Source organism: Candidatus Caldatribacterium sp. SIUC1, from assembly GCF_051549785.1.
GTDB lineage: Bacteria > Atribacterota > Atribacteria > Atribacterales > Caldatribacteriaceae > Caldatribacterium.
This window is the reverse complement of record NZ_CP189974.1, coordinates 1613385-1631765: the sequence shown is the minus strand read 5'-3', so window position 1 is coordinate 1631765 and position 18381 is coordinate 1613385. Positions and strand designations below refer to the sequence as shown.

Genomic DNA, 18381 nt, shown 5'->3' with positions numbered 1-18381 from the left:
AAAGGGGGTTTTGGACGATGGGTGCAACCAAAAAGGTCGTTCTGGCATATTCGGGGGGGCTTGATACTTCGGTAGCCATACGCTGGCTCCAGGAGGAATTCCAGGCGGAGGTCTACGCGGTGACGCTGGACCTCGGACAGGGGAAAGACGTCGCCGAGATTCAGAAAAAGGCCCTGAGTATCGGTGCGAAAGAGGCTCTGGTTTTTGACGTTAAGGAGGAGTTCCTGAACGAATATGTTCTCCCGGCGCTCTGGGCAGGAGCAATCTATGAAAAGCGGTATCCCCTTTCTACGGCGCTTTCCCGACCCCTCATTGCCAAGTACCTGGTGAAGGTGGCCGAGGAGAAAGGCGCGACTATGGTGGCCCATGGCTGTACCGGGAAGGGCAATGACCAGGTGAGGATTGAGGTTGCTGTGGCGTCGCTCAATCCTGACCTCAAGGTGATTGCTCCGGCACGGGTGTGGGGATGGACTCGGGAGGAAGAAATAGAGTACGCCAGTGCTCATGGAATCCCCGTGCCCGTCACGCTTGAACGGCCGTACAGTATCGACCAGAATATTTGGGGACGGAGCATCGAATGCGGTGTGCTTGAGGACCCCTGGGTTGAACCTCCCGAAGACGTTTTTGCCTGGACCAGGAATCCCCTGGAGGCTCCTGATGAACCGGCGTACGTTGAGATTGGTTTTGAAGAGGGTGTGCCCAGACTCCTTAAGGGGCAGTACTACTCCCTGGTCAATCTCGTGGAGGAACTCAATCGCCTCGGGGGAGAACACGGTTTTGGGAGAATTGACCATGTCGAGAACCGCCTTGTGGGGATCAAATCCCGTGAGGTGTATGAATGTCCGGCGGCCCTTATTCTTCTTGAGGCTTATCGCGATCTGGAGCAGCTCATCCTCCCGAGGGAGGTCACGCACTTTAAGCCGTACCTTGAGGAGCGGTATGCCCAGCTCGTCTACGAAGGTCTCTGGTACTCGCCGCTTCGGGAAGCCCTTGACGCCTTTATGCGGAGCCTTGCCCGAAGGATTACCGGAACGGTTCGGATCAAGCTCTACAAGGGTAGCATGCGTGTTGTGGGGCGGAAATCCGAGTACTCCCTCTACGACTTTGCCCTTGCCACCTACGACAAGGGGGACCTCTTCGACCACAAAGCCAGCGAGGGATTCATCACCATCTGGGGCCTTCCTTCCCGGACGCAGGCGGTAGTCCTGAGGCGCTGTCGCAAGAAACAGGGTGAGTGACATGAAACTGTGGGGAAGTCGGATGGAGAAGGACCTCGATGCCGAGGTCTTCTCCTTTTCGACCTCTATCGGGGATGACTACCTCTTGTACCCCTATGATATCTGGGGGAGTATTGCCCACTGCCTTGGCCTTGCCAGGGCAGGGCTTTTGAGCGAGGACGAGAAAAATCGCCTTGTCTCTGGCCTTCGGGAGGTCTACCGTGACCTTGAGGACGGGCGGATCGATCCCTCACCCTTTGAGGATGTGCACAGCCTCGTGGAGATTGCGCTCAGGGAACGGGTTGGAGAAGTCGCCGGAAAACTCCACACCGGGAGAAGCCGGAACGACCAGGTAGTTCTTGACGAACGGCTGTATCTCCGGGAGAAGGTTGCAGAGTGCATAGAGGGGGTTCTCGCTCTTGAGAGCGCCCTCCTCCGCAGAGCAGAAGAATACCGGGATATCGTGATGCCCGGTTTTACCCATCTGCAACCCGCGCAGCCTGTGCTCTTCTCGTACCATCTTCTGGCCTACTTTTTCATGCTCCAGAGGGATATCGAGCGTCTGAAAGAAGCCCTGCGCCGGGTCAACGTTTCCCCCCTGGGTTCGGCTGCCCTCTGCGGAACGTCGCTCCCCCTTGATCGCTTTTTCGTGGCCGAGCTCCTCGCCTTCCCGCGGGTTCAGGACCACGCCATGGACGCCGTCTCTGACCGGGACTTCATTCTCGATGTGCTCCATGCCCTCGCCGTTCTCGCACTACACCTTTCGCGTTTTGGCGAGGAGGTGGTCCTCTGGAGCACACCCTTCTTCTCCTTCCTCACGATTGACGATGCTTTCACCACCGGGTCTAGCATCATGCCTCAAAAGAAGAACCCTGACGTTGCCGAGCTTATCCGGGGGAAGGCCGGAGAAATCCTCTCCTCCTGGGTGAGCCTTGCAGTGACCCTGAAGGGCCTGCCTTTGAGCTACAACCGCGACCTCCAGCAGGATAAGCGTCCTCTTTTCCGGGCGGTGAACGAGGGACTGGGAGTGGTGGTCATCGCAACGCGGCTTGTGAACCATGTTTTCCCCCAGCCCGAGCGCATGCGGAGAGCCCTTGAAGAGGGATTCTTAACCGCCACAGACCTCTGTGAGTACCTTGTTACCAGGGGACTACCTTTCCGGAAGGCGCATGAGCTCGTGGGAAGGGTGGTGCGGAAACTCATTGGAGAGGGCAGAACGCTCAAGGACCTTGTGCCCGAGGACTTTGGGGAATGGGCCCATCTTTTCGATGAGGGAGTACAGATGGTGGTTTTGGAGGAGAGATCTGTAGCCCGGAAGTCCACTTTTGGGAGCACCGCACCTGGGGAAGTCCTGAGAATGTGCGCCGAAGGAAGGGCGTATGTGGAGAAAGAACAAGAGGAAATCGCAGGGCTCAAGAAGGAGTGGCAGAAAAGCTTCAGAGAGCTTGTGGGAGAAAAGAGGCGATGAACGATGCGGGAAGTTCGGGAAGTCCTTCAAGAGGTTGAGCAAGCGGGTATCCGTTTTGTACGTCTACAATTTGTGGATGTTCTGGGTATTCCCAAAAATGTCGAAATTCCGGCGAAGAAGCTCCCAGTGGCTTTGGAAGAAGGGGTGAATTTCGACGGTTCCTCCATTCAGGGGTTTGTCCGGATTGAGGAGTCGGATATGAAGCTTGTCCCTGATCTTGATACGTTCATCGTCTGCCCCTGGGAGGAGGAACGGGTTGCCAGGGTGATCTGCGATGTTCGCCGGCCCGACGGCAGTCCTTTTGAAGGCTGCCCTCGAACCAACCTCAAGCGGGTCCTTGAGGAGGCGCGGAAGAAAGGGTATGAACTGAAGGTTGGAACAGAGGCGGAATTCTTTATCCTGAAACACGAAGGAGGACGGGTGGTGACGAGCGACCATGGGAGCTATTTCGACCTCTTACCCCTTGACCTCGAGGAAAGCCTCAGGCGGGATATGGTCATTGCTCTTGAGGAGCTCGGTTTCCGGATTGAAGCCTCGCACCATGAGGTGGCCCCGTCGCAACATGAGATCGACTTTGAGTACGGTGACGCCCTGAAAATCGCCGATAATCTCATCACCCTGAAACTCGCGGTGAAGACCCTCGCCCTTCGAAAGGGGTACATTGCAACCTTCATGCCCAAGCCCCTCTATGGCGTTCCCGGGTCAGGAATGCACACGCACCTTTCGCTCTTCCGGGGTGAGGAGAACCTCTTCTACGACCCTCAGAGTCCCGATGGCCTGAGTCGTGTTGCCAAGGGCTTCATCGCGGGTCTTCTTGAGCACGCTCCTGCCATCACTGCCATCACCAACCCCCTGGTGAATTCCTACAAGCGTCTCGTTCCAGGGTATGAAGCCCCCGTGTACATTGCCTGGGCCGAGAAAAACCGGAGTCCTCTGGTTCGGGTTCCGCCTCAGCGGGGGAAGGGGACACGGGCTGAGTTCCGCAGTCCTGACCCTTCCTGCAATCCTTACCTTGCCTTTGCTGTCATCCTGAAAGCCGGGATTGACGGTATTGAACGGGGGCTTGATCCTGGCCGTCCCTGCAATAACGTCAATCTCTACGACCTCACCCCTGAAGAGCGGGAGGAGTGGGGCATCCGTCATCTGCCGCGAAGCCTTGGAGAGGCTCTCTGTGCGCTGGAGAAGGACGAGGTCGTCAAGAGTGCCCTGACTCCCCACATTCTCGACTACTTCCTCAAGGCCAAGCGCCAGGAATGGGAAGAGTTCCAGCGGGCAGTCCATCCCTGGGAAATCGAAAGGTACCTCGAACTCTACTAACCTATCGTTCCTGGGAGAGATGGGCAAGAAGCACCATGATGTCCGATGGGGTGACCCCTGGAACCCGGGCAGCCTGTCCCAGGGTTCCAGGGCGTACCTTTGTGAGGCGTTCCTGGGCTTCCCGTGAGAGACCCCTGACCTTGGAAAAATCAAATCCGGGTGGGATGATTTTGCTTTCGAGCTTCCGGAACTCCTCGATCTGCCGCCTCTGCCGATCCATATAGCCTTTGTACTTGATCTCGATTTCGACCTCCTCGATGACCCGGGGAGGTAAAGAGGGTCTTGAGGGGTCAAAGGGCGCAAGATCTCCGTAGGTGATCGAGGGTCGGGCAAGGAGACTTGCAGCCTTCACCGATTCCCTCAGAGGAGGCATGCCTTTCTTTTCGAGGAGGGCGTTGAGCTCCGGTGTTGGGGCAATGGTCAGATGGTGCAGCCGCTCTATTTCTTCCTCAATCTGTCGCTTTTCTTCGAGGATCCTGGCGTACCGTTCCCGCGGAATGGTCCCCACCTCGTAGGCGTACCGGGAAAGCCGGTAGTGGGCGTTGTCGTGACGGACGAAAAGGCGATATTCAACCTTGCCCGTGCGCAACCTGTAGGGTTCCGTGACCCCCTTTGTCACCAGGTCGTCCACCATGACTCCGATGTAACTTTCATCCCGCCTGAGGATGAGTGGAGGCTTGCCCTGGACGTACCTTCCTGCATTGATCCCCGCAAGGATTCCCTGGCCTGCAGCCTCCTCGTAGCCCGAGGTTCCGTTGATTTGCCCGGCTAAGAAGAGTCCGGGGATGTGCTTACACTCAAGTGAAGGGTAGAGTTGCGTGGGGAGAACGTAGTCGTACTCAATCCCGTATCCCGGGCGAACGATGTGGGCGTTTTCAAGGCCGGGGATGGACCGTACAACCATCCACTGGACGTCTTCAGGGAGGGAGGTGAAAATCCCCTGGGCGTAGACCTCGTTAGTGTCCTCTCCTTCAGGTTCGATGAAGATGAGGTGCTGGTCCTTTTCGGGGAACCGGTAGACCTTGTCTTCGATGGAGGGGCACTCGCGAACGGGAGAGCTCTCCGAGATCGTATAAAGGAGGGGTGAGCGATGGAAATTGGCCCTGATGATGTCACAGGTTGTTTTCGTCGTTCGGGTGATGAACACCGACTGTCCCTCGTAGACACGGGGAGGAGTGTCGTAGGAGAAGCAGAGCGGTTCCTCGTCGCTTTTCTGCTCTTCCATGCTGGAGAAATCCACTGTCCTTCGGTCAAGCCGTGGGGGGGTGCAGGTGTTCAGCCTCCCAAGTTGCAGTCCGAGTCTCCTCAGCGCCTGGCTGAGGGCCTGGGCGGGGAACTCCCCCCGGCGACCCGCAGGGTATGAGAGCTCTCCGATACGGATGACGCCGTTGAGAAACGTCCCAGCACAGACTACAACCGCTTTGGCGAGGAACTCCGTTCCGTGTTTGACCCGAACTCCCTTCACCGAGCCGTTGCTTTCAAGGAGAATGTCTTCAACCTCTCCCTCAAAGAGGAAGAGATTTGGCAGGGCTTCAAGGTACCGTCGCATGGTAAGGCTGTAGAGATCCCGCTTCGTCTGGGCCCGAAGCGTCTGGACCGCAGGTCCCTTGCCGGTGTTGACCCGTTTGATGTGGATGGTACACTCATCCGTTACTCTGGCCATGAGTCCCCCTAAGGCATCGACTTCACGAACCACGTGGCCCTTCCCCGGGCCACCGATGGCAGGATTGCAGGGCATAAGGGCAATGTGGTGGATGGACATGGTGACAAGGAGCGTTCTGAGTCCCATCTTCGCTGCAGCAGAGGCCGCTTCACATCCGGCGTGTCCTCCGCCAACGACGATGACGTCATAGACTCTGGGCATCGTCAGCCTTTCCTCCCTCGAAAGAAAAAACGGTGGCAAGGTAAGTCAGTCGCTCCTTGAGCCTTTCCCAGCGCAGGGGTAGCCGGCATCGCCAGTTCGGGTACTCCTCAACGGTCCCTGGGAGGTTCACCTGTGTGGTGCTCTCAAGGAGGTCGTCAAGGCTCACCGAAACGACTCGGGAAGGCGTTGCGGCAAGGAACCGAAAGAGGGCAAAAAGCAACGCCTGCGGTGTAGGGTTGTCTTCCTGGAGAAATCCCCATTCCCGGAGTTTTTTCAAGCATTCCTCCAAGAAATGCTTCCGATCCTCAAGGAGTACGGCAGCCTGCTCGGGCGTGAAGATTCCCAGGTCCTTCCGGAGAAGGATATCTCTTCCCTCGAGGAATGCCAGAAAAGGTGGCATGTCGTGGGTGTTTAGGGTGGCGTAACTTTCTCTGGGATACTCCTGGGGATGGCGTGGTGACGAATCTTCTCGTTCAAAGTAGAACACCCGGGTTGAGAGCATGGCAGACCTTCTCAGGACACTGCGCAAAAAGCGTGGAACGGTTCCTAAGTCCTCACCAATGAGGACGACCCCATTCTTCACGCTTTCCAGGGTGAGGATGGCAAGGAGCTCCCGGAAAGGATACTGAACGTACGTTCCCTCAGAAGGTTTGCCGCCCTCGGGAATCCAGAAAAGCCTCTTAAGCCCCATGATGTGGTCAAGGCGCACAAAGCGGGCAAAGCGCATGTTGTCCCGGAGAAGGGCAATGAAGTCGGCATACCGGTTTTCCCGAATCTTCCGGGGAGAAAAGGGGTGGAATCCCCAGTTCTGCCCCTCGGGAGAGAAATCGTCAGGAGGTGCCCCTACGGTGAAATCGAAAGCCAGTCTTTCCTGGCAGAGCCAGCTCTCAATCCCTGAAGGTGCACAACCCACCGGGATATCGAAGCAGAGGATGCGGTACTTCTCTGTGATACTCTCCAGAAAGCGATGCATGAGCCACTCGAGGGAAGCAAAATAGAGAACGTCCTGCTCGTGAGTCTGGAAAAAGTCTCTCAGGGCTTTCTCGTTCCTTTCCCGAAGAGGAGCGGGCCACTTCCGCCAGTTCGGTCCTGCCTCAGAGGCGATGGCCTGGTACAGCGATGCCCAGATCACCCGGTCTTTTTCGCAGTCCAAGAAATTCTGGAATTCCCCCCAGAGGGCAGCAAAGGTCTCCGTTCGCTTCTCGAAGAAGTGCCGGAAAACCTTCCGGAGGAAACGGTCTTTTTCCCGCCAGACCAGTTCATAGTCGATGAGATTCCCCGAAGGATCAGGATCCGGAGGAAGGGGAAGGGAAAGCCCCGGAAAGAGCAGGAGGACCTCATCGAGGGGAAGGTAGATGGGGTCAAAGAGTCGCCGCGAGAAAGCGGAATAGGGACTGATCCCCTGGGGACCATCCTTGGGCATGAGATGAAGGGGAAGAAGACCCAGGAAGTGTCCTCCAGCACGTACCACAAGATCCTGAAGGTCCTTTAAATCCCTGAGGTCCCCGATGCCCTGGTTCCTCCCGGTGGTCAGGGCAAAGAGCGCTCCGTGAATACCCCAGATTCTCTCAGGAGGGAGGTAAGCCTTTAGGGGAGAGAGGATGAGAAGCGACGAGAATTCCCCGTTCGAAGAGGCAATGGTGAGGTTGTAGTACCCCCATGGGCATTCCGGGGGGAGGGTCACGGAGAGAAGAGGAGAGGTAACGCGCGAACGGAACACCACTTCCCCATGCTCGTTGCTGATGCGTGCCTCTCCCCCGACAAAGGAAGGAGGCACCCGGAGTCTTTTTGTTCTTCGCCTCAAAATGCGAACCGCAAAATCAAGGGCGCTCTTTTGTGCTCTTGCTAAAGCAGCAGTCTCGCGCAGACCTTCCGGGGAGAAATCCTCAACCCCCATTGCCCGTAGAAGCGCCACGAGGGTCTTTCGGGGAACCTGAATCCTCTCCCCCCGGATATTCCAGTACTCTGTGGCGATTCCGTATATTGAAGCAAGGGTTCTGAGGTGCTCTTCCTGCATCATGGTCCTTTCCCGGTGGCTTTTTGGAGATTATTATATAAGGGAGCAGGAAGAAAGGAAAGGAGAAGACAAAAATGAGCATTCGAGAGCGGCTTGCCGAGCTTGGGTATGTCTTGCCCCCTCCACCAAGACCCGTGGGGGCATATGTTCCTGGTCTTCTTGTGGGGGATTTCGTGTGGACCTCAGGACAGCTCCCTCTCTGGCAGGGGGAGCTCCGTTACCGGGGAAGGGTTGGGGAGGAACTCACGGTTGCGGAAGGGTATGAGGCGGCGAAGCTCTGTGTTCTCAACTGCCTGAGCGTGGTGGAAGGTATCGTAGGAACCCTGGAGGAGATAGAGCAGGTTGTAAAGCTCACCGGATTCGTGGCTTCAAGTGAGGGGTTCACCGAGCAGCCCAGGGTTCTCAACGGTGCTTCAGACCTCCTCCTGGCGCTTTTTGGCGAGAGGGGGAGGCACGCCCGTTCTGCCGTGGGGGTACAGGGGTTGCCGCTTGGGGCACCGGTTGAAGTAGAACTCGTCGTTAAGGTTCGGGGCATTCGCTGACGAGCCAAATTCTTTATTCCAGAAAACCCTTGACACTGCTTTGTCCTTTGGGTATATTTATGCTCGCGCAAAGGGCGTTCTTGCCGGTGTAGCTCAGCTGGTAGAGCAGCTGACTTGTAATCAGCAGGTCGTCCGTTCGAGTCGGATCACCGGCTCCAGTGTGTGGGGAGGTGCCTGAGTGGCCAAAAGGAGCGGACTGTAGATCCGTCGGCTGAATAGCCTACGTAGGTTCGAATCCTACCCTCCCCACCAGAATAGAAGCCTGCGTAGCTCAGTGGTAGAGCGCACCCTTGGTAAGGGTGAGGTCACCGGTTCGATCCCGGTCGTAGGCTCCACTTTTCTTTTTTAGATCGCTACAAGGAGGATACCCTATGGCCAAGCAGAAGTTCGAAAGGAAAAAGCCCCATATTAACGTCGGGACCATTGGACACGTGGACCATGGGAAGACCACCCTCACCGCCGCCATCACCCTGGTCCTCTCCAAGCACGGTCTTGCCAAGTACACCCCTTTTGAGCAGATCGACAAGGCTCCTGAGGAACGGGAGCGAGGGATCACCATCGCCATTGCCCATGTGGAGTACGAGACGGAGAAGCGCCACTACGCCCACATCGACTGCCCGGGGCATGCCGACTACGTGAAGAACATGATCACCGGTGCGGCCCAGATGGATGGGGCAGTCCTCGTGGTCTCTGCTGCCGATGGCCCCATGCCCCAGACCCGGGAACACATTCTCCTCTCCCGTCAGGTCGGTGTCCCCTACATCATCGTCTTCATGAATAAAGTCGACATGGTCGATGACCCGGAGCTCTTGGAACTCGTGGAGATGGAAGTCCGGGACCTCCTCAACCGCTACGAGTTCCCCGGAGACGAGGTTCCCGTCGTCACCGGCAGTGCCCTGAAAGCTCTGGAGTGTGGCTGCGGCAAGCGGGAGTGTCAGTGGTGCGGAGGGATCTGGAACCTCCTCGACGCCATGGACACCTACTTCCCCCTCCCAGTCCGGGAACTCGACAAGCCCTTCCTCATGCCCATTGAGGACGTCTTCTCCATCACCGGGAGAGGCACCGTGGTCACCGGGAGAGTGGAGCGGGGAACCCTGAAGCTTGGAGACCCTGTGGAGATCGTGGGGCTCTCCCATGAGATCAAGAAGACCGTGGTCACGGGCATTGAGATGTTCCGCAAGGTCCTCGATGAGGCCCAGGCCGGAGACAACATCGGCGTGCTTTTGCGGGGCATTGAGAAGAAAGAGGTGGAGCGGGGTCAGGTTCTCGCAGCTCCCGGAACCATCACCCCCCACACCCACTTCAAGGCTGAGGTCTACGTCCTCACCAAAGAGGAGGGTGGCCGGCACACCCCCTTCTTCAGTGGCTACCGTCCCCAGTTCTACTTCCGGACTACCGATGTCACCGGAGAGATCAAGCTCCCCCAGGGAGTGGAGATGGTCATGCCCGGGGACAACGCTAACCTCGAGGTGAAGCTCATCTACCCTGTGGCCATGGAGAAGGGCTTGCGCTTTGCCATCCGTGAGGGAGGAAGAACGGTTGGTGCCGGAGTGGTTACGGAAATCATTGAGTAGGAGGTCTTAAGCGGTGTCGGAAATCATCACCTTTGAGTGCACAGAGTGCAAGCGGAGGAACTACCAGGGGAGCAAGAACAAGAGTAAAAAGACTGGGCGTCTGGAGTTCCGAAAATACTGTCCTTTCTGCCGCAAACACACCTTGCACCGCGAGGTCCGTTGAGGTATACTCAAGCTGTGCAGGCCCGTAGCTCTAACGGCCAGAGTACCGGATTCCAAATCCGGGGGTTGCAGGTTCGAATCCTGCCGGGCCTGCCAGGTTTTTTTTAAGGCTTTCATCCACCTGCCCATTCCGCAAAACCCCACTTTGACAGCAATGTGACAGCAACGCCAATTCGTTTCACAACGGCTCAAGGAAAGAAACCCACGAAGCCTCTCCGCTGCCCGCTCTTTGAGGCTCGGAAGGACTTTACTGTAGGTGTCAAGTGTTAAGGAAATCGAGGCATGGCCCAGGAGTTCCTGGGGTAGATGACGGTATGGACCTCAGAAGGGAGACCAGATCGGTTCCTGGCCAGTCAGGCCTAAAGCGAGCTTTTCCTCGAGCCACTTCTTCCGCCAGGCTTTGAACTCTTCCACCACCTCAGGAAGCAGGGGAACGGTGCGCTTCCCGCTTTTGGTTTTCGATTCCTGCACGATGACTCCCCGAGTCAAGGTGGTGAGGCCCTGGGTGACGGTGATGGTCCCCGCTCTCAGTCCACGTCGTAGAAAGCATTCACTTTCTACGAAGCCCTGGGGGCAAACGGTGAGGCCGCCCGGGTGAACCCGTGGGTCCTGCTGAAACGCGCCCTCCAACTACCTTCGCAATGAAGAGAGAAGGCCATCCAGACGGTCCTCAAGAGGCAGAGAATCTCTCGGAGGAGTGGACGGGAGGAACCTCAAAGAATAGGGTGTGCCAGATTTAACGCCAGGAGTTTTCGAGATTACGAGGTTTCTCTGCGCAGGGGAATAGGCCCGCGGAACTCTCAGGCCAGCGAGAAATGTCGCGCTTATGTGCTCTCTCCCAGCTTGAGCAAAAGGGTAAAGAGTGCGTTCCTTTCGCTTTCGGGGACCTTTCCAAAGAAAACGTAACACACCACCCCCTGGGCATCAACAACGAGGACGTTACTCAGCTTGGGATGGAAACCGAAGTCGCGGCGCATTTTCCCGCTCCAGTCGGCATAGATGGTGATACCGTATCTTCGGGCGTTTTCCCTAATCTTCCTTTTCCAGATGCTCCGGGTGAAGAAGTTGGCGCTTGAAGCGTCAACGATCTGGAAAACCTGGAGGTCCTCAAGGAGCAAGGGATGTGCGTTACGGAGGTCCGCAAGGGCGTACTTGAGGTCGTTATTGGAGGAGGCGGTGAAACGGATGTCGTAGAAAATCACACTGAGTTTCCCCAGAAGCTGTTCCCGACCGAGGAGCTCTCCGTCGGGAGAGACGACCGTAAAGGAAGGAACCACGCTTCCTATCTCAAGCGACCAGGCCGGGATTACGAAAATCCAGAGGATAAGCATGACAGACAGTGAGATACTGGCCTGAAAGCTACGCATTCTTCAACCCTCCCAGGAGTTTTGCGGGTATACAACCGGGGACCAGTGGAGTTATTCCCGGAACACCGCTTTCTGAGTGCGTTCCTGCCCCGGAAGCCGTGGGAAGCCTTGAATTTCCTCTCGTGTTCTCTTGACGGAAAAGCTCTGAGATGGTATAAAATACGCAAAAGCAAGAAGCGCAGGAAGCGATGATGAGGGGGAGTAGCCTCTCGTCCGGGGCTGAGAGAGAGCCCGGGTCAGGTGGAAGCCGGGTAGTCCCTGAGGGGTGAATGGGCCTCAGAGCTTTTCATCGAAATCCCTTCGGGGAGAGTAGGTTGAAAAGGGGCTTTCCCTTTAAAGGAAGACGGGTATCATGAGGTACCCGGTTGAGAGGATAGCGTGAAAGCGCTATCAACAAGAGTGGCACCGCGAGGAAAAGGCCCTCGTCTCTTGACGAGGGCCTTTTTGTTTGGGGTGATGGGCTTGAAGGTACACCCAGAGAGAGGGGAATTCCTCCGGCTTGGTGAAAGGTACGAATACGTTCCGCTGTATGCGGAGCGCCTTGCTGATCGTCTAACTCCGGTTGTGGTTCTCGAGTGCTTTCGAGGAAAGACGCCCCTTTTCCTTTTGGAGAGTGCCGAAAAGGGGGCAACCTGGGGCCGGTATTCCTTTCTGATTTTCGACGTGGAGGAGGAAGAGTACTTCTTCGACTTCGTTGACCTTATCACCCTTCTTGAGCGCAGGTACCCCCGCTTCCTGGTGTATCCGGTTCCCGATCTCCCCTTCCTGGGAGGGGCAGTGGGATTTCTGAGCTATGACGCCGTGAAGACCTGGGAACGGACCGTTCCCCGAAAGGCCATGGATTTCCCCCTTGCCTATTTCGCCACGGTGCGGAGGTTTCTCTTCTTCGACCACCTGAAGCACCGCCTCGGAGCCGTCTACGTTGCCCGGGGTGGAGATGAGGAGGATTTCTCCCGTGGCCTGGCCTGGATTCAGGAAGTTATGGAGAGGGTCGAACACCCCCTGGTCGTCCGGAAGGAAGAGAAATTCCGCCTTCTGGGTGACGTACAGTCGAACTTCACCCGGGAAGCCTTTGAGGCAGCGGTACGCCGGGTTATTGAGCTCATCGAGGAAGGGCATGCATCACAGGTCGTCATTTCCCAGCGCTTTTCCGTACCGTATGCGGGTGATCCCTTCCGGGCATACCGTTTCCTGCGGTCCCTCAACCCTTCGCCGTACCTTTTCTATTTCGAAACCCCTTCGTTCATCCTCCTTGGTTCTTCTCCCGAGATGATGGTGAAGGTCGAGGGGAGGAAGGTCACCACCCGTCCCATCGCCGGGACACGGCGGCGCCTTGCCCATGTTCCTGAGGAGGACATCATCCGGGACCTCCTTGAGGACGAAAAGGAGAACGCCGAGCACGTTATGCTCCTTGACCTCGGGAGGAATGACCTTGGGCGCGTGTGTGAACTCGGAAGCGTCCAGGTTGAGGAGTACATGAAAATCGAGCGGTACTCTCATGTCTTCCACATTGTTTCCACGGTGTCCGGGATACTCCGGGAAGACTTGACCCCCTGGAGGGCGCTGCAGGCCTGTTTCCCTGCGGGGACGGTCAGCGGAGCTCCCAAGGTGCGGGCGATGCAGATCATCGAGGAGATTGAGCCGGAGAGCCGGGGACCGTACGCGGGAGCCCTGGGGTATGTGAGCTTCCAGGGGAATATGGACACCTGTATCGTGATTCGGAGCATTTTCTGTAAAGACGGCTCTGCCCGGGTTCAGGCAGGGGCAGGAATCGTGTACGATTCCGTGCCCGAGCGGGAGTACGAGGAAACGCGAAGCAAGGCGGAGGCTTTGCTTCTGGCATTACAACTTGCGGAAAAGGAGGAAAGCCTATGATTCTCGTCATCGACAATTACGACTCTTTCACCTATAACCTCGTGCAGTACCTTGGGGAGCTGAGCAGGGAAGAAATCCGCGTGTTCCGGAACGATGAGATAACCCTTGAGGAGATCGAGAAGATGCGTCCGGACCGCATCGTGATTTCGCCGGGTCCGAAAGACCCCACAGACTGCGGCATCACCAATAGCGTCATTGCCCGTTTCGCTCCCTCTATTCCAATCCTGGGGGTGTGTCTTTGGCCACCAGTGCATTGCCTACGTTGAGGGTGCACGCATTGTTAAAGCAAGAAGACCCTGCCACGGAAAGCGGTGGAAGGTTTTCCTCCTGCCCTCTTTCCTCTTCCGGGGACTGCCGGAGGAAATATGGGTGGGACGTTACCATTCCCTCGTCGTTGATCCTGAGAGCATTCCACCCTCACTCCGGGTGACTGCCTGGACCGAAGAGGGGGAAATCATGGCTTTAGAACACCGGAAGTATCCCCTTTTCGGCGTCCAGTTCCATCCCGAGTCCGTGTTAACTCCTCAGGGGAAGGTCATCCTTCGGAATTTCCTGGAGGTGAGGAAACCGTGAAGGAGGAAATCCTTCTGCGCGTTCTCCATGGAGAGGTTCTCGGAGCTTCGGAAGCCTATACCCTCATGCACGCCCTCATGAGCGGGGAGTTCACCCAGGCCCAGATGGGAGCAATCCTTGGGATTCTGCGGGTTCGGGGCGAGCGCAAAGAAGAGCTCCTCGGTTTCGCACGGGCCATGCGAGATTTCGCCACCCCCTTCCCCATCCCCTCGGGGTGCCTTGTTGCTGACAACTGCGGTACCGGAGGCGATGGGCAGGGCACGCTAAACATTTCCACAGGGGCGGCGCTTTTAGCCTTTGCCCTGGGTGTGCCCATTGTGAAGCACGGCAATCGTTCGGTTTCGAGCCGCTCGGGGAGTGCTGATTTCCTGGAGCACCTTGGCTTTCCCGTTGACCTTGCCAGGGACGCCATGGAGCGCCTTTTTGCGGCAACTGGCTTTGCCTTCCTGTACGCTCCCTTGTACCACCCCGCCATGCGGGCAGTTCAGGGGGTACGGAGGGAGCTCAAGGTGCGGACGGTGTTCAATATCCTGGGTCCCCTCACCACACCCTGCTCCGTGGCGTACAAGATGGTGGGAGTGTACGACCCAAAGCTCCTTGAACCGGTGGCCCATGTGCTCTCCTTTCTCGGGGTACGGAGGGGGCTTGTGGTATGGGGTGAACCCGGGGTGGATGAGGTCAGCGTGAGCGGAAAAACCCACTGTCTCCTCGTGGGGGAGGGGAGAACCTCTCCTTTGACCTTCCACCCTCACGAGGTTGGTTTTCCGGAATACCCTGTGGAAGAAATCCAGGGAGGGGATCCTGCAGAGAACGCCCGTCTCTTCCTCAACATTCTCTCCGGGGAGGTGCGGGGAGCCCATCGCGATGCCCTGGTTGTGAACGCAGCGTTCCTCGTGTGGTTGAGCGAGAGAGCCGGGACCCTGACCGAAGCCGTGCAGAAGGTCGAGAGAGCCATCGACAGCGGACAGGCTCTGGAGAGGGTGAAGGAGCTACTTGAGGTGGCGCAGAAAATGAGGGAGGACGGAGAGCATGGAAGGCATTCTTGAGGCTATTGTGACGGCAAAAAAGCGGCGGCTCCTTGCGCGGGAAAGGCCTTATCTCCCCTCCGAAATTGCCCAAATTTTTGCGACTTCGACGCGGAGCGACTTCCTCTCCTTTCTCCAGGATCCCCATCCCCATATCATCGCCGAGATCAAGCTCGCCTCGCCTTCAAGGGGGAGATTCATCGCGTTCCAGGACGTTCCCCATTTCCTTGCCCTCTACGAGGAAGGAGGTGCCCGGGCCATCTCCGTGGTGACCGAAGAGGACCACTTCCAGGGAAGCCCTGAGTTGCTCCGGGAGGTTGTGGCAAAGACCCGCCTTCCGGTGTTGCGAAAGGATTTCGTGCTCGAGGAAATCCAGATTTACGAGACGGCGGAAGCTGGTGCTCGGGCAATCCTTCTCATTGCCCGCATCGTCTCCAGGGAGCGTCTGAAGCACTTTGTGGAGCTTGCGGAACTCCTTGGTCTTGTTCCGGTCGTTGAGGTCCACGATGAGGAGGATCTCCAAAAGGCCCTCTTTGCCTCTGCCAGAGTCATCGGCATCAACAATCGAGATCTTGCGACTTTTCGGGTGTCGCTTGAAACCACCCTCAGGCTCCTTCCCCTCATCCCCGAAGGAACGGTGGTCATTGCCGAAAGCGGCATCCATACCCGTGAGGATGTGGAGACGCTCCTTGAGGCGGGGGTGCGGAACTTCCTCGTCGGAGAGGCTCTCCTGACGTCCCGGAATCCCCAAAAAACACTCCTTGAGCTGAGAGGAGAGAGGGAAATTGCCTGCTGTTAAGGTGTGCGGGATCACCCAGGCAGGGGATGCTTTGGCCCTTGCCTTTCTGGGGGTATGGGCACTGGGATTCATTTTCGTCCCCGGAAGCCCTCGCTTTGTCCATCCAGAAACAGTGCGAGGGATTGTTGGGCGCCTGCGGGGAAAGGTGCTCACGGTGGGGGTGTTCCAGAATTCCAGCATTCGGGAAGTTCAGGGCATTCGGGATTTCTGCGAGCTTGACCTTGTCCAGCTCCATGGAGACGAGGACCCTGCGTTCTGTGAGCGCCTCGGCGGTAGAGTGATCAAAGCCTTTGGGGTCGGTGAGGGGTTCTCCCTCAAAGAGGTGGAGGAGTATCTCCCCAGGGTGTCCTATGTGCTCTTTGATACCCTGAAGGGTGAAAGGCGCGGGGGTACAGGGGAAGTTTTTCGGTGGGAAGTGGTCGCTCCTTTTGTTTCGGCCGCTTCCTGCCCCACCATTGTTGCCGGAGGGCTTACCCTTGAGAACATTCCCCGTCTTCTGCGCGTTCTCCGTCCCTTTGCCCTTGACGTAAACAGCGGTTTTGAGATTGCTCCGGGAAGAAAAAACATCCAGAAGGTGCGGGAGCTCCTTGTACTTTTGCAGGGAAGGTGAGTTGCATGGAGAAGTGGTTTTTCGGGGAATTTGGAGGAAGGTTTGTGCCGGAGACACTGGTGCATCCTCTTGAAGAGCTTGAAGAGGCGTACGAGTACTACCGGAAAGACCCGGAGTTCCAGGAGGAGCTCAGGTTGTACCTCACAACGTATGCCGGGCGGCCTACTCCCCTCACGTACGCCGCAAGGCTCAGCAGGGAACTCGGGGGAGCAAAGATCTACCTGAAGCGGGAGGACCTCAATCACACGGGATCCCACAAGCTGAATAACACCTTGGGGCAGGTGCTTCTGGCTAAAAAAATGGGCAAAAAACGCATCATTGCTGAGACCGGGGCCGGGCAGCATGGTGTGGCCACGGCCACGGCCTGTGCCCTCCTTGGGCTTGAGTGTCAGGTGTACATGGGAGCCGTGGACGTTGAGCGGCAGAAGCTCAACGTTTTCAGAATGCAAGTCCTCGGAGCCCAGGTCATTCCCGTGTATTCCGGAAGCCAGACTCTGAAGGACGCCATCAACGAGGCCCTGCGTGACTGGGTTCGGAACGTGGACACCACTCACTACGTCATCGGGTCTGTGGTCGGTCCTCACCCGTACCCCACTATGGTTCGAGATTTCCAATCCGTTATCGGCAGGGAAGCAAAGGAGCAGTTCCTCAGGCAAGAAGGAAGGCTTCCGGATTACGTCATCGCCTGCGTCGGTGGGGGAAGCAATGCGATAGGGATATTTTCGGCCTTCTTGCCCTATGGAGATGTGCGCCTTGTGGGTGTTGAGGCGGGAGGTCTTGGTCTTGATACGGGGAAACACGCCGCAAGCATTGGGCGGGGGAGGAAGGGTGTTCTTCACGGGAGCATGAGCCTTTTGCTTCAAGATGAGTTCGGGCAAATCCAGGAAACCCATTCCATCGCCGCCGGTCTTGACTACCCGGGGGTAGGTCCTGAGCACGCCTTTCTCGCAAAAACGGGAAGAGCGCAGTACGTGACAGCCACCGACGAAGAGGCTCAAGAGGCCTTTTGTCTTCTTGCCCGCACGGAGGGCATTATTCCGGCACTGGAGAGCGCTCACGCCCTGGCGTATGCCGTAAAGATTGCCCCTTCCCTGCCGAGAGAGGCTACTGTGCTTGTATGCCTTTCCGGCAGAGGCGATAAGGACGTTGAGGTCGTTATGCGGTCTTTAGCAAAGGAGGATCATCATGGACCCGCTGCGTGAAGTCCTCGAAAAGAAGAAAAGAAAGCTCTTCGTTCCGTACCTGACCTTCGGGTATCCTGACATTGCGAGTTTCTGCACCCTCCTTCGGATCTGTGAGGAAGAGGGGGCCGATGCGGTGGAAGTCGGTATCCCCCACTCAGATCCTGTGGCCGATGGGCCGGTCATTCAGACAACGTCTTTTGCAGCCCTCAAACAGGGCGTGACGCCTCCTCTTGTCGTTGAGGTGATGGCCGGTATCCGCCTTTCTATCCCCCTCATTGCCATGACCTACGGGAACATCGTGCTCCAGTACGGGGTGGGGAGGTTCGCCCGCGATTTCCGGAAGGTCGGATTTCGAGGTCTCATCGTCGCCGATTTCCCCCTTGAGGCCTGGGATTTCCTCAAAGAAGCCCAGGGGTTGCTCTCCCGAATCCTCCTTGCCTCGGTGACCTCTCCTCTTGAACGGGTCCGTCGTATCGCTGAAGTAAGCGAGGGCTTTGTGTACCTCGTTTCGGGGAAAGGGGTGACGGGGAAGACCGAAGTGGATGTTTCGGCCCTCAGGGAGCGTGTCGCCTGTATCCGGAGCCATACCTCGGTGCTTGTTCTCCCCGGGTTTGGCATTCACGATCCCCACCAGGCGGCGACCCTTGCCGAGTACACCGATGGGGTTATTGTGGGGTCGGCTCTTCTTGAGTACATTATACGTAACAGAGACACAGAAACCTGGATGGAGGGATTCGCTGCTCTCGTGCGGTCGTACCGCCGTGCCTTGGATGGAGCAGCATAACGC

The 18381-nt window shown here is 57.2% G+C and carries 16 protein-coding genes, 4 tRNA genes, 1 pseudogene and 1 other annotated feature; of the genes and pseudogenes, 17 read left to right on the top strand and 4 right to left on the bottom strand.

Annotated features, from left to right (window positions below; genetic code table 11):
• Positions 1-17: 17 nt before the first annotated feature.
• From ACP6EK_RS08545 to ACP6EK_RS08535, 3 genes are read left to right on the top strand one after another with little or no spacing between them, the layout of a single operon-like run.
• A complete protein-coding gene (locus tag ACP6EK_RS08545) occupies positions 18-1238 on the top strand; it encodes an argininosuccinate synthase (RefSeq protein ID WP_438315332.1) in 1221 nt (406 codons plus the stop codon).
• A 1-nt stretch (position 1239) separates the two neighbouring features.
• Complete coding sequence (gene argH, locus ACP6EK_RS08540) at positions 1240-2685, top strand: argininosuccinate lyase (RefSeq protein WP_438315329.1); 1446 nt, start codon at positions 1240-1242, stop codon at positions 2683-2685.
• A gap of 3 nt (positions 2686-2688) precedes the next feature.
• Positions 2689-4002: a glutamine synthetase family protein gene (locus ACP6EK_RS08535; protein ID WP_438315327.1), complete on the top strand. Its 1314-nt coding sequence runs from the start codon at positions 2689-2691 to the stop codon at positions 4000-4002.
• 1 nt (position 4003) lies between these two features.
• On the opposite strand, the gene mnmG is transcribed toward ACP6EK_RS08535, so the two are convergent.
• Both mnmG and malQ read right to left on the bottom strand, forming a co-directional pair.
• Positions 4004-5866, bottom strand: a complete 1863-nt coding sequence (gene mnmG / locus ACP6EK_RS08530; RefSeq protein ID WP_438315324.1) for a tRNA uridine-5-carboxymethylaminomethyl(34) synthesis enzyme MnmG — start codon at positions 5864-5866, stop codon at positions 4004-4006.
• Entirely contained in the window at positions 5850-7886 is a 2037-nt protein-coding gene (gene malQ / locus ACP6EK_RS08525; RefSeq protein WP_438315321.1) for a 4-alpha-glucanotransferase, read from the bottom strand. Before malQ ends, mnmG begins: the two co-directional genes overlap by 17 nt.
• A 71-nt stretch (positions 7887-7957) precedes the next feature.
• Between malQ and ACP6EK_RS08520 the strand changes: the two genes are divergently transcribed.
• From ACP6EK_RS08520 to ACP6EK_RS08490, 7 genes are all read left to right on the top strand, one after another.
• Positions 7958-8425, top strand: coding sequence for a RidA family protein (locus ACP6EK_RS08520; RefSeq protein ID WP_438315318.1), 468 nt, complete (start codon positions 7958-7960; stop codon positions 8423-8425).
• Positions 8426-8507: 82 nt separating this feature from the next.
• Positions 8508-8583 (top strand) — tRNA-Thr (locus ACP6EK_RS08515).
• 6 nt (positions 8584-8589) lie between these two features.
• Positions 8590-8677, top strand: a tRNA-Tyr gene (locus ACP6EK_RS08510).
• Positions 8678-8685: 8 nt separating this feature from the next.
• Positions 8686-8760 (top strand) — tRNA-Thr (locus tag ACP6EK_RS08505).
• A gap of 36 nt (positions 8761-8796) precedes the next feature.
• Positions 8797-9999, top strand: coding sequence for an elongation factor Tu (tuf, locus tag ACP6EK_RS08500; RefSeq protein WP_438313964.1), 1203 nt, complete (start codon positions 8797-8799; stop codon positions 9997-9999).
• A gap of 13 nt (positions 10000-10012) precedes the next feature.
• Complete coding sequence (rpmG, locus tag ACP6EK_RS08495) at positions 10013-10162, top strand: 50S ribosomal protein L33 (protein ID WP_438315315.1); 150 nt, start codon at positions 10013-10015, stop codon at positions 10160-10162.
• Between the two features lie 18 nt (positions 10163-10180).
• Positions 10181-10257: transfer RNA gene (locus ACP6EK_RS08490), tRNA-Trp, on the top strand.
• A gap of 225 nt (positions 10258-10482) precedes the next feature.
• On the opposite strand, the gene ACP6EK_RS08485 is transcribed toward ACP6EK_RS08490, so the two are convergent.
• Both ACP6EK_RS08485 and ACP6EK_RS08480 read right to left on the bottom strand, forming a co-directional pair.
• Positions 10483-10791, bottom strand: coding sequence for a hypothetical protein (locus tag ACP6EK_RS08485; RefSeq protein WP_438315312.1), 309 nt, complete (start codon positions 10789-10791; stop codon positions 10483-10485).
• A gap of 194 nt (positions 10792-10985) precedes the next feature.
• Complete coding sequence (locus ACP6EK_RS08480; RefSeq protein ID WP_438315309.1) at positions 10986-11528, bottom strand: TlpA family protein disulfide reductase; 543 nt, start codon at positions 11526-11528, stop codon at positions 10986-10988.
• A 179-nt stretch (positions 11529-11707) separates the two neighbouring features.
• Positions 11708-11961, top strand: a binding site (T-box leader).
• A gap of 23 nt (positions 11962-11984) precedes the next feature.
• Between ACP6EK_RS08480 and ACP6EK_RS08475 the strand changes: the two genes are divergently transcribed.
• From ACP6EK_RS08475 to trpA, 7 genes and pseudogenes are all read left to right on the top strand, one after another.
• Positions 11985-13403 carry an anthranilate synthase component I family protein gene (locus tag ACP6EK_RS08475; protein WP_438315306.1) on the top strand — a complete coding sequence of 473 codons (1419 nt, stop codon included), beginning with the start codon at positions 11985-11987 and terminating at the stop codon, positions 13401-13403.
• A pseudogene (locus ACP6EK_RS08470) lies at positions 13400-13976 on the top strand (anthranilate synthase component II). Before ACP6EK_RS08475 ends, ACP6EK_RS08470 begins: the two are co-directional and overlap by 4 nt.
• Entirely contained in the window at positions 13973-15022 is a 1050-nt protein-coding gene (gene trpD, locus ACP6EK_RS08465) for an anthranilate phosphoribosyltransferase (RefSeq protein WP_438315304.1), read from the top strand. Before ACP6EK_RS08470 ends, trpD begins: the two are co-directional and overlap by 4 nt.
• The gene (locus ACP6EK_RS08460) at positions 15006-15800 is read left to right on the top strand and encodes an indole-3-glycerol phosphate synthase TrpC (RefSeq protein WP_438315301.1); all 795 of its coding nucleotides are present in this window, start codon (positions 15006-15008) and stop codon (positions 15798-15800) included. The genes trpD and ACP6EK_RS08460 overlap by 17 nt, the downstream gene beginning before the upstream one ends.
• Positions 15787-16410 (top strand): phosphoribosylanthranilate isomerase, encoded by a 624-nt coding sequence (locus ACP6EK_RS08455; RefSeq protein WP_438315299.1) that lies wholly within the window; start codon positions 15787-15789, stop codon positions 16408-16410. Before ACP6EK_RS08460 ends, ACP6EK_RS08455 begins: the two co-directional genes overlap by 14 nt.
• A gap of 5 nt (positions 16411-16415) precedes the next feature.
• Positions 16416-17612 carry a tryptophan synthase subunit beta gene (trpB, locus tag ACP6EK_RS08450; protein WP_438315297.1) on the top strand — a complete coding sequence of 399 codons (1197 nt, stop codon included), beginning with the start codon at positions 16416-16418 and terminating at the stop codon, positions 17610-17612.
• Entirely contained in the window at positions 17596-18378 is a 783-nt protein-coding gene (trpA, locus tag ACP6EK_RS08445) for a tryptophan synthase subunit alpha (RefSeq protein WP_438315295.1), read from the top strand. Before trpB ends, trpA begins: the two co-directional genes overlap by 17 nt.
• Positions 18379-18381: the final 3 nt, after the last annotated feature.

What these genes read in the sequence shown, in the direction of transcription:
- ACP6EK_RS08535 (WP_438315327.1), top strand. Translation starts at nt 2,689, where the DNA reads ATGCGGGAAGTTCGGGAAGTCCTTCAAGAGGTTGAGCAAGCGGGTATC.
- ACP6EK_RS08475 (WP_438315306.1), top strand. Translation starts at nt 11,985, where the DNA reads ATGGGCTTGAAGGTACACCCAGAGAGAGGGGAATTCCTCCGGCTTGGT.
- trpA (WP_438315295.1), top strand. Translation starts at nt 17,596, where the DNA reads ATGGACCCGCTGCGTGAAGTCCTCGAAAAGAAGAAAAGAAAGCTCTTC.
- ACP6EK_RS08520 (WP_438315318.1), top strand. Translation starts at nt 7,958, where the DNA reads ATGAGCATTCGAGAGCGGCTTGCCGAGCTTGGGTATGTCTTGCCCCCT.
- ACP6EK_RS08480 (WP_438315309.1), bottom strand. Translation starts at nt 11,528, where the DNA reads ATGCGTAGCTTTCAGGCCAGTATCTCACTGTCTGTCATGCTTATCCTC.
- argH (WP_438315329.1), top strand. Translation starts at nt 1,240, where the DNA reads ATGAAACTGTGGGGAAGTCGGATGGAGAAGGACCTCGATGCCGAGGTC.
- tuf (WP_438313964.1), top strand. Translation starts at nt 8,797, where the DNA reads ATGGCCAAGCAGAAGTTCGAAAGGAAAAAGCCCCATATTAACGTCGGG.
- mnmG (WP_438315324.1), bottom strand. Translation starts at nt 5,866, where the DNA reads ATGCCCAGAGTCTATGACGTCATCGTCGTTGGCGGAGGACACGCCGGA.
- ACP6EK_RS08545 (WP_438315332.1), top strand. Translation starts at nt 18, where the DNA reads ATGGGTGCAACCAAAAAGGTCGTTCTGGCATATTCGGGGGGGCTTGAT.
- trpB (WP_438315297.1), top strand. Translation starts at nt 16,416, where the DNA reads ATGGAGAAGTGGTTTTTCGGGGAATTTGGAGGAAGGTTTGTGCCGGAG.
- malQ (WP_438315321.1), bottom strand. Translation starts at nt 7,886, where the DNA reads ATGATGCAGGAAGAGCACCTCAGAACCCTTGCTTCAATATACGGAATC.
- ACP6EK_RS08460 (WP_438315301.1), top strand. Translation starts at nt 15,006, where the DNA reads ATGGAAGGCATTCTTGAGGCTATTGTGACGGCAAAAAAGCGGCGGCTC.